The organism is Eisenbergiella porci (assembly GCF_009696275.1).
GTDB classification, from domain to species: domain Bacteria; phylum Bacillota; class Clostridia; order Lachnospirales; family Lachnospiraceae; genus Eisenbergiella; species Eisenbergiella porci.
Genome location: NZ_VUMI01000093.1, coordinates 1 through 9,188, shown reverse-complemented (window position 1 = coordinate 9,188; position 9,188 = coordinate 1). Strand labels below are relative to the sequence as shown.

Annotated in this window: 7 protein-coding genes; all 7 read left to right on the top strand. The window is 51.3% G+C overall.

The genetic code is table 11. From position 1 onward, the window contains the following. Window positions 1–270 precede the first annotated feature (270 nt). The gene (locus FYJ45_RS28195) at window positions 271–1,593 is read left to right on the top strand and encodes a DUF2812 domain-containing protein (protein WP_195842030.1); all 1,323 of its coding nucleotides are present in this window, start codon (window positions 271–273) and stop codon (window positions 1,591–1,593) included. Between the two features lie 6 nt (window positions 1,594–1,599). After that, on the top strand, window positions 1,600–1,773 hold the full coding sequence (locus FYJ45_RS28190; protein WP_154468285.1) for a hypothetical protein: 174 nt from the start codon (window positions 1,600–1,602) through the stop codon (window positions 1,771–1,773). Between the two features lie 12 nt (window positions 1,774–1,785). Beyond that, window positions 1,786–2,556 carry a response regulator transcription factor gene (locus FYJ45_RS28185; RefSeq protein ID WP_154468284.1) on the top strand — a complete coding sequence of 257 codons (771 nt, stop codon included), beginning with the start codon at window positions 1,786–1,788 and terminating at the stop codon, window positions 2,554–2,556. Next, the gene (locus FYJ45_RS28180; protein WP_195842029.1) at window positions 2,549–3,760 is read left to right on the top strand and encodes a sensor histidine kinase; all 1,212 of its coding nucleotides are present in this window, start codon (window positions 2,549–2,551) and stop codon (window positions 3,758–3,760) included. The genes FYJ45_RS28185 and FYJ45_RS28180 overlap by 8 nt, the downstream gene beginning before the upstream one ends. Before the next feature lie 128 nt (window positions 3,761–3,888). Next, the gene (locus FYJ45_RS28175; protein ID WP_154468282.1) at window positions 3,889–4,638 is read left to right on the top strand and encodes an ABC transporter ATP-binding protein; all 750 of its coding nucleotides are present in this window, start codon (window positions 3,889–3,891) and stop codon (window positions 4,636–4,638) included. Next, the gene (locus FYJ45_RS28170; protein ID WP_154468281.1) at window positions 4,635–7,316 is read left to right on the top strand and encodes an ABC transporter permease; all 2,682 of its coding nucleotides are present in this window, start codon (window positions 4,635–4,637) and stop codon (window positions 7,314–7,316) included. The genes FYJ45_RS28175 and FYJ45_RS28170 overlap by 4 nt, the downstream gene beginning before the upstream one ends. 288 nt (window positions 7,317–7,604) lie before the next feature. Further along, a complete protein-coding gene (locus tag FYJ45_RS28165; RefSeq protein ID WP_154468280.1) occupies window positions 7,605–8,822 on the top strand; it encodes a transposase in 1,218 nt (405 codons plus the stop codon). Window positions 8,823–9,188: the final 366 nt, after the last annotated feature.

Genomic DNA, 9,188 nt, shown 5'->3' with positions numbered 1-9,188 from the left:
ATGACGAAGTTGAACTAGCAAGGATTTTTGGAATCAGATAATTATGTTATCCTCATCTTTGACGACAAGACTACTGTATCTAAGCGCATTTTCCGAAAAGATGAGGATAAAAATATCCTGCGTATAAGCTCATTTATCTTCATATGAAGATAACAGGCGGAGAGTATAATAAAAAGGGTCACAGAAGGCAGAAGATAGGTTTGAAGGTTCTGTTAAAACTGCGGATTAATGCAGTATCGCGGGCAGGCCTGTGATGTGCAGGAGGTAAAAATGGATAAAAAACAAAAGGTTCGTTTCAGATTACCGGAAGATTTTTACCTGCCGGAAAAGGCCGAAGGATGGCTTGAGGAAAAGGCGGCAGAGGGGCTGTTTCTTCAGTCTCTTGGAAGAAAATGGGCTGTTTTTATAAAAGGGGAGCCGGAGGAGGCTGCGTATATGCTTGTCCCCATGGACCCGGACGATATGAAGGGGCCGGCGGAGCAGGGCGGAGAATATAAAAAATTCGGCTGGGAATATGTAACGCAACTGAGGCGGATGGTCCTTGTGCTGCGCGGCAGCAGGGGACAGTGCGAACGGATTCAGGAGTTGAAGGGGGAAAGCATTTACGAAAAGCTTTTGAGGAAGCTGAAGGGAAGCGCCTGGGGACTTTTTACCCCCTTTATTTTCTGGTTGATCTGGCTGGTGGCTTCCAGTTATCTGATGGGGTATGGAATGCTTTTACTGGCGGTGAGGGGATATTGCTGGGTGGTTTTTCTGGGGATGGGCTTGTGCGGCCTGACTCAGGCCGGCAGCTGGCAGGAGGCAAGGCTGGTGCAGCGGCTTTTGCGGGAAATGGAAATCAGGTTTAAGAAAGAACTGCGGGGCAGCGGGGAAATAAAAGCCCGGGATAATACAGAAACAGGGGGAATTCCGACAGGACGCGCAAAGGCAGCCGATATATTATTCCGGGTGATGCTGATTTTTTTTACGGTTTGTACAGTATTCGGGCTGCTGGGAGGAATCAATGCGGCGGTGAGCCGGAAAAAACTTGTTCTGACGGGAAATGCGGCGGCATACGAAGAAAACGGCTGGAAGGAAGGGGATTTCAGGATGGCATCCTTCCTGAAAAAGCATCCCGCCTGGGAAACGCTTTCGCCCGCCCTCATTCCGTTGAACAGGATCCAGCAGAATGAAACTTTGGAATACCGGGTATATACTTATAAGGGAAAGGATCAGGACAGCTATTCCCTCGTGACAGGTTCCCTGCTGGCGCCCGTACAGGCGGAAGTCATGCAGTACGGAAAATGGCAGGAAGGGGGAAACGGCAGGGAAAGCACGCTGAAGCTGGAGTACTACCAGACGCTCACGCCAAAGCTGGCCAGCGATTTTTTGAAGGAGCTGGGACGATACTATATGCACTGGTATAAGGGCTGGGTGCCGGAAAAGGTGGAAAGCAGCTATTTTGACGAATTGGTCATTCATGACAGAGGGCTGCATTATCTTTTTGCCAGAAAAGGAAACCAGGTAATCTTCGCATACTATATCGGCGATGAAATGCTGTCGGACCATCTGCCGGAGTTCGAACAGGCGGTGGAGACGCTGGGAGGAGGCTGAGCGCGGATGCCCGCTGATGGGGCTGAACACAGGCGTCCGTTTGTGGGGCTGAGCGCGATACCCGCTGATAAGGCCGGGCACGGACGCCCGCTGATGGGGCTGAACACAGAAGCCCGGCTGACGGAGGCTGAGCCGTCTGGCCGACGGACGAGAGCCGGGCCGGGGACTGGACAGAGGTAAACTGATAAAAGGATGGAATGGAAATTGAGCCGGATACTCATAGTGGAAGACGATGAAACCATATTATTTGCGCTGCGTTCCGCGCTTGGCAGAAACGGTTATGAGGTAAGCGCCGCGGGAAGCCTGGAGGAAGCGGGATGCGCCGCCCAAAACCCGCCGGACCTCATCCTGCTTGATCTGGGGCTTCCTGACGGTGAGGGGATGACGCTTTTAAAGGCCTGCAGGGAAGCGGGCGGCCCTCCTGTCATTATCCTCACGGCCAGGGATGATGAGGCGGATATCATAAAGGGCCTGGACGCCGGCGCGGATGACTACGTGACCAAGCCGTTTAAGCTTGGCATCCTCCTGTCCAGGATCCGGGCGGCCCTGCGCAGAGCCGGGGAAAAGGATGGAGAGCCTGGCCGGGAGGAAACACAGCTTCTGACATGCGGGGACGTGGTTCTGGACAAAAAAAGAACCCGGGTGAGCGTGGGCGGAAGGGAAACGGTGCTCACTGCCGGGGAATACCGCCTGCTGGAAATTCTGCTGGAAAATAAAAACAGGACGCTGACGCGTACACTTTTGCTGGAACGTCTGTGGGATATTGACGGAGATTTTGTCAACAGCAACACGCTTACGGTGTTGATCAAACGGCTCCGGGAAAAACTGGGCGGGGATCCGCAGCGAATCATTCATACGGTGAGGGGGATCGGATATAAAGCGGAGGAAACTCCGTTTCAAACGGCTGATTGGCGCAGTGCCGCAGGCAAGCCTGCCATATGCGGGAGGGATGAAAATGAATAGAAAAAGTGCGGGAATTTCCGCCCTGTGTCTGTGGATGGGCGGTTGTATGCTGGCCTGCTCCGGGATTTGCCTTTGGACGATCCGGCGGAGTGAGGCCGCTTTTTATACCAGGGCGTCTCTGCTAATATCAGCGGCTCCTGAAAGTGCAGGGAAAATGATGCAGGCCCTTAAAAACGGGCTGCCGGAACAGGAGGCGGCGGGTGCCGGGCTTCTGAAGCGATACGGGTATGAGGCCGGCATGTTTGCGCCCCGTGATTTTGCCGGCCTGGCCGTCCGCCTTCTGCTTTGCTTTCTTCTGCTTGGCGCTGCCGGTTTCTTCTGTTATTTGTGGGACAGAAGGAGGAGAGAACGGCGGATCGGCGAACTGTCCGGCTATCTGGCCCGCATCAACCGCGGTGAATACGATACGGGAATCGGCTCCGATGAGGATGAATATTCCCGGCTGCAGGATGAGATCTATAAGACCGTGGTAAAGCTGCGGGAAAGCAGGGAGGAAGCGGCGGAAGGACGGCGGAAGCTTTCTGAGAACCTGACGGATATTTCCCATCAGCTGAAAACCCCGCTCACAAGTATTTCCCTGCTTCAGGAGCTTTTAGAGGAGCAGACGGAGGGAGAAGAAGGAAGGCAGCTGCTTGCGCGGATGGAACAACAGACAGAGCATATCCGGGGGCTGGTTTCCTCGCTGCTCACCCTGTCACGCCTGGACGCGGGCGTGCTTGTGCTGGAGAAAAAAACGGTGGATCTGCAGGAGCTTTTATCCAGTGCCACAGAGGCGGTACGTTCTCTGACGGAGCACAGGAAACAGAAAATCCTGACGGAAGGCGCGGAGGGGCTGCAGCTTTCCTGTGATCTGGGCTGGACGGGGGAGGCTCTGGCAAATATCCTGAAAAACTGCAGCGAGCATTCGCCGGAGGGCGGCCGCATTTTTATCCATGCACAGCAGAATCTTATCTATACACGCATCGAAATAGAGGATGAGGGGCCGGGCCTTGCACCGGAGGAATGTAAAAGGATATTTGACCGGTTTTATCAGGGCCGCAAGTCTGCCCGGGAAAACGTGGGGGTAGGGTTATCCATGGCAAAATCTCTGATTGAAAGCCAGAACGGGGAAATCCGTGCGGAAAACAGGAAAAACGGCGGCGCCAGGTTTGTCATTGATTTTTACAGAGACGGTGAAAACGCGGCCCAAGCCAAGAAAAATTGAGGATATAAGCCCTTCCTGTCCGTTTTGTGGCTCCCGGCAGAAAAAATAAATTTGTCACCGAATTGTCACACAGCTCCTTTACAATGCATAAGCAAAGAGGAAGAAAAACAGGAGGAATAGAGGCTATCATGAATATTCTGCAGTGTGAAAATGTGACGAAAACCTATCATCTGGGGCAGACAACGGTAACAGCGCTGGACGGGGTGAACCTGGCGGTGGAAAAGGGGGAATTTGTGGCGGTGGTGGGAGCGTCCGGTTCCGGAAAATCCACGCTTCTGCATATGCTGGGAGGCGTGGACCGCCCTACCCGGGGAATGATAAAAATAGAAAATACGGATATCTCCACCCTGTCCGAAAAACAGCTTTCCGTTTTCCGGCGGCGAAAGGTGGGACTGATTTACCAGTTTTACAACCTGATACCCACCCTGGATGTGCGGCAGAATATTCTGCTGCCGGTACTGCTGGACGGGCAGAAGCCGGATGAGGAAAGCTTCCGGGAGCTGGCTGATACGCTGGGGCTTACCGACCGCCTCCACCATCTGCCGGGGCAGCTGTCAGGCGGCCAGCAGCAGCGCGCCGCCATCGGCAGGGCGCTGATTTATCGTCCCGCCGTGCTTCTGGCGGATGAGCCCACCGGAAACCTTGACCGGAAAAATTCGGGAGAAATCATAGCGCTTCTTAAGCTGTCCAACAAGCGCTATCATCAGACGGTGATCCTGATTACCCATGATGAGAAAATCGCGCTGGAGGCGGACCGGATTATCCTGATTGAAGATGGGAAAATCGTATCCGACGGTAAAAATATCTCCGGCAGGAAAGACGGTTCCGGCAAAAAAACAGCCGTCGATACTGCTGCAGAAGGAGGAAACGTATTATGAAGGTTCTCCTGCAGTATACTTTCCGGAATCTGAAAAACAACAAAAAGACCACAGTTGCGTCCATGACAGCGGTTCTCATTGCCTCCACCCTGCTGTTTTCCCTTTGCAGTGTATTGTATAACAACATGGCCTGGCAGGCTGATATTGAGCGGTATGAAAGCGGCGGCTGGCATGCGGAGGCAGGCGGACAGCTTACCAAAGAGGACCTGGAGATTATTGAAAACAACCTGCAAATTGATAAGGTCATGGTGAAAGGGCCGTTTATGTCTGTGCAGCTGCCGGAGGAAAGCAGGTTTCCCTACCTGCTCCTCCGGGATGCGGATGAGAACTACTGGTCACTGATGGGGGAAAAAAACGGAATCACGGAGGGGAGAATCCCGGAAAAGCCTGGTGAGATCGTTGTATCAAAATCTTTTTTTGACAATAATCCCGGTTTCCGGCTGGGGGACAGCTTTACGCTGACTGCCGGGCACCGCATGGCCGGCGGGGAGCTTTGGGATGCCGGGGCAGGGATGGAGGGAGAGCAGTTCCTGCCGGAGAAAGAGGTGACGCTTACCGTTGTGGGAAAGCTGGATACGACCACGCCTACCACCACGCCGGGCTATTATGCCATGGGCTTCCTGAAGCGCGAAGCGCTTAATGATGCGGATGAGCTGGTGGTTTATGTCACCATGAAAGATATCCGGGATACGTACAAGGTAATGCCGCCTCTGATGGAGCAGCTTGGATTGGAAAAAAATGAGTATGGGAATTATGAAAACCATTTCCGTTATCACGCCAGGCTGCTGGCGCTGAACGGCGTGTTTCCGCCTGTGGAGAATTTTTCATTGGAGTATTTGTCAAATTATACGAATCTCTTTTTTTATGCCACGCTTGTCCTGCTGGCGGCAGCAGCTTTTGTCCTCATTATACACAGCGCCTTCGCCATGTCGGCCAGAACAAGAATCAGACAGCTGGGCATGTTCCGGTCCGTAGGGGCGACGCCGGGACAGATCCGGGCATCCGTGCTGCTGGAAGGAATCGGGGTATCGTTGGTTCCCATTGCTGCGGGAATTGGCCTGGGACAGCTTTTTACAGCCCTGATGGTGCGCATTTATACCGGAATCCTTGGAGATCTTATTTATTTCCCGTTCACGCTCCGTTTTTCCTGGGGGATTGCCCTGATTGCAGTGCTGGTTTCCTTCCTTACCGTACTGGTATCCGCTTCCCTGCCTGCGGAAAAAATGGCAAAGCTTTCGCCGGTGGATGCCATACGGATGCAGGAGGATGCGGGGAGACTGAAGACGCGCCGCCTGAGGCGACGTCAAAACCGCCGCAGTTGTTTAGGGCTGTTCGGCGTGGAGGGTGTGATGGCCGCAGCCTCCAGGAAAGCCAACCGGCGCGCCTTCCGGGCCGGGCTGGCAGCGCTTACCATGTGCTTTGTACTGGTGTCAGGGTTTTTCTGCATGCTTACGCTGAACAATCTGGTGACCGAACGCAATGCGGCGGCCAGGCATTATAATATTTTAATGCGCTGGCAAATGACCTCAGAGCCGGAACCGGAAATGCTGGAAGAAGTTTTTTCCCTTCCGGGGCTTGTTGAGGGAACCTGGTTTTACCGCACCAGAGTGTCCTATTGGGCGAAGCCCTCCCGGGAAACGGAGGAATTTGCGGCAAACGGCGGCTTTGCAGAGGTGAATCCGGATCATTTCAGCATTCTGGAAAGGGATGGCAGCTACCGGATACGGGCGGATATCGTGGGGCTGGAGGATTCATTTTTTGACGACTACTGCCGTGCGCTGGGGAGTAATCCGAAAGGATATTACAACACGGAGGTTCCCAGAGCCGTTTTGGTGAGCAACGTATCACGCTATCCCGGGATTGCCAATAATTCGGAGAAGCAGCAGGAGGAGTACAGGATGCTTTCCCTGGAGGCGGGAGATGTGCTGACGCTGGAGGAAAAGCTGCGTGATTCGGACGAAACGGATTACAGCTTCCAGGTGGAGATTGGGGACAGGGCGGATAAAAGGCCCGTGCTGGATGAATACAACTCGGATTACAGCATACAGCTATACGTACCTATCGAAACCTATCGGGAAATCGTGGCCGGATTCCGCCCGGAGACAGCGGAAAACTATTATCAAATCTGCGGCGTGGGGCTTACCTCTGTGGAAAAGGACATTGAGGTTACGGAAAAAATAAGGGAAATCAGCAGCCGTTATCTGGCGGAGGAGGATTTTACAATCCGAAGCAGAGAGGAAGAACGGCAGGAAAACCAGGTGTCAGGCAGGGCGATGGAGGCTGTGGTAAACCTGATAGGAGCGCTTCTTTCCCTGATAGGGATTTTCAATGCCCTTTCCGCGGCGGGCGTATCCCTGCAGCAGCGGAGGAGGGAATTTGCCGTGCTTCGTTCTGCGGGAATGGATGAGGGGCAGTTAAAGAAAATGCTGCTTCTGGAAGGTCTGCGGACGGCGGTTTCTCCCGTTCTCACGGGCCTGCCGGTACTTTTTGTCATTCTTATTTACCTGCTTGGGGTGACCGGGTTATCCTGGGAGAGCTGCCTGCCTGTTCTGCCCTATGGCAAAATCCTGCAAAATGCCGGTCTTGTGATAGCCTCGGTAGGCGCTGCCTATCTGCTGGCCTACCTGAGCATGCGCAAAGAAACCATTGCGGATGCGGTACGGGACGAGACTGTGTAGTTAAAGAAGCACGAACAAAATGCGGCGGTTCGGACAGTCCTGCAGAAGTTCATACTGCCTGAACTGTTTTGTTGTAAAATATTAACGAAATTTGGAAAATACAAAAATTCGCTTTTAATAAAAATATGTGATTAAATGCCTTGAAACAGGCAGGAAATTCGATTGACCAGAAAATATCAAAAAGTTCTTTTTTAGAATGCATAAGCATACAAAAATGGCACCTTTCAGTGTATAATTATTTCATCACAATACCACACGAAAGAAGGTGCCATTAATGAAAAATTAGCGTTGCGAAAACTACTAATCTATACTCAAAGTGTATACCAGATTCCCCAAAAAATCAAGGAGTTGACGGATAAAAGAAAACGAAAGCAGATCCCTTTTTTTAATCTTATCATGCCGGTTTTTATTTCTCTGCTCCTACAATACGAAAGCTTCCATACCGTGTTTTCTGCTCCCGAAAGTATGGGCAAAAGGCTTCAACACTGTATCCGCGGTAAAATCCCGAAGGTGGATGCCGTACGGGATGCCCTTTCCAACATAGAACCACGGGAAGTAGAGGAAATCTTTGATTCCATGGTGGCAAAGACCTACCGGAATGCGGTACTAAGAAGCGGGACAATTGGAGGATATATAGCGGTAGGAATTGATGGAGTGGAATTGTTCAGCAGCACAAAAAAATCCTGCCGGACTTGTCTGACCAGGAGGTCCTCTAATGGAGGGAAGGAATACTTCCACCGCAGTGTAGTATGTGCGACCATAGGAGAATCTCCTCATTTGATTCTGGGTCAGGAAATGCTTCGTCCAAGGGATGGAAGCGAAAAGGATGAAGGGGAACTGACGGGCGGGAAACGTCTGGTGAGGAAGCTGAGGGAGAAATATGGGCATTTTGCAGGTGTGATCGCAGCGGACGGGCTGTACCTGAATGCGCCGTTTATAAATACAGTGCTGGAGTGTCATATGGATGCAGTCATCCGGTTAAAAGATGAGAAGCGCCTGATATTCCAGGATGCGGAGAAGCTGTTTGAAAAAGGGGAGGGGAAGCAGGAAGAAGTTAAAAGAGGCAGGAAGCGGATAGAGTGTTGGGATATCGCAGGTTTTGAGATGGAGGGAGTTAAAGAGGGAGTGCGGGTGGTAAGGTACTGCGAACACATGCAGGAGAAGAATGGAAAAGAAAGTATCAGCTGGATGTGGCTGGTAACGACGAGCCGGGAGATACCATATAAGATCCTGTGGAAAATAATGCATAAACGCTGGGATATAGAAGAGAATGCGTTCCATCAGTTGAAAACCTACTACCATGCAAAACACTGCTACTGCCATGAAGGACTTGATGTAGTATTTTATCTGATGATAATAGCGTTCAACATACGTGAGATGTATTTATACCGAAGGATCCGAGGGTTTGCGGAGAGTGGAATATCACGAAAGAGTGTAACCCGGAAATTCTGTGATGACTTACAGTCAGAGGATATGAGTGAAATACTGTATGAAGCGGGAGGATAGAGAAGCATAGGGGGAAAGGTGAAAAAGAAAGGGCCCCCAGTCTGGAACAGAAAAGTTTCAGGCTTTAGGAGAGTTATGCTAATTCATAGCAGACAATCAATTTTCCATAAACAGGTACGTAATAAGAGTAAGTTTATATCCAAAATAGATATTTGTATAATTATAAATGCTAAAAGCGAAATCTCTGTGGAAAATAAAGAAAGAGTGCTTTTTCCGCAAAAGTGTGCTATACTAATTATATGATGTTGGGGTCAAAAGCCCTATAATAGTACCTTGAAAATTTTACACAAACACTCTATTTCTTGCTCGGTGTGATATACTGTGTTTATCAAGTAAAGGTGGTAAATACGAATGGCATTCAGAATA

What these genes read in the sequence shown, in the direction of transcription:
- FYJ45_RS28195 (WP_195842030.1), top strand. Translation starts at nt 271, where the DNA reads ATGGATAAAAAACAAAAGGTTCGTTTCAGATTACCGGAAGATTTTTAC.
- FYJ45_RS28190 (WP_154468285.1), top strand. Translation starts at nt 1,600, where the DNA reads ATGCCCGCTGATGGGGCTGAACACAGGCGTCCGTTTGTGGGGCTGAGC.
- FYJ45_RS28185 (WP_154468284.1), top strand. Translation starts at nt 1,786, where the DNA reads ATGGAATGGAAATTGAGCCGGATACTCATAGTGGAAGACGATGAAACC.
- FYJ45_RS28180 (WP_195842029.1), top strand. Translation starts at nt 2,549, where the DNA reads ATGAATAGAAAAAGTGCGGGAATTTCCGCCCTGTGTCTGTGGATGGGC.
- FYJ45_RS28175 (WP_154468282.1), top strand. Translation starts at nt 3,889, where the DNA reads ATGAATATTCTGCAGTGTGAAAATGTGACGAAAACCTATCATCTGGGG.
- FYJ45_RS28170 (WP_154468281.1), top strand. Translation starts at nt 4,635, where the DNA reads ATGAAGGTTCTCCTGCAGTATACTTTCCGGAATCTGAAAAACAACAAA.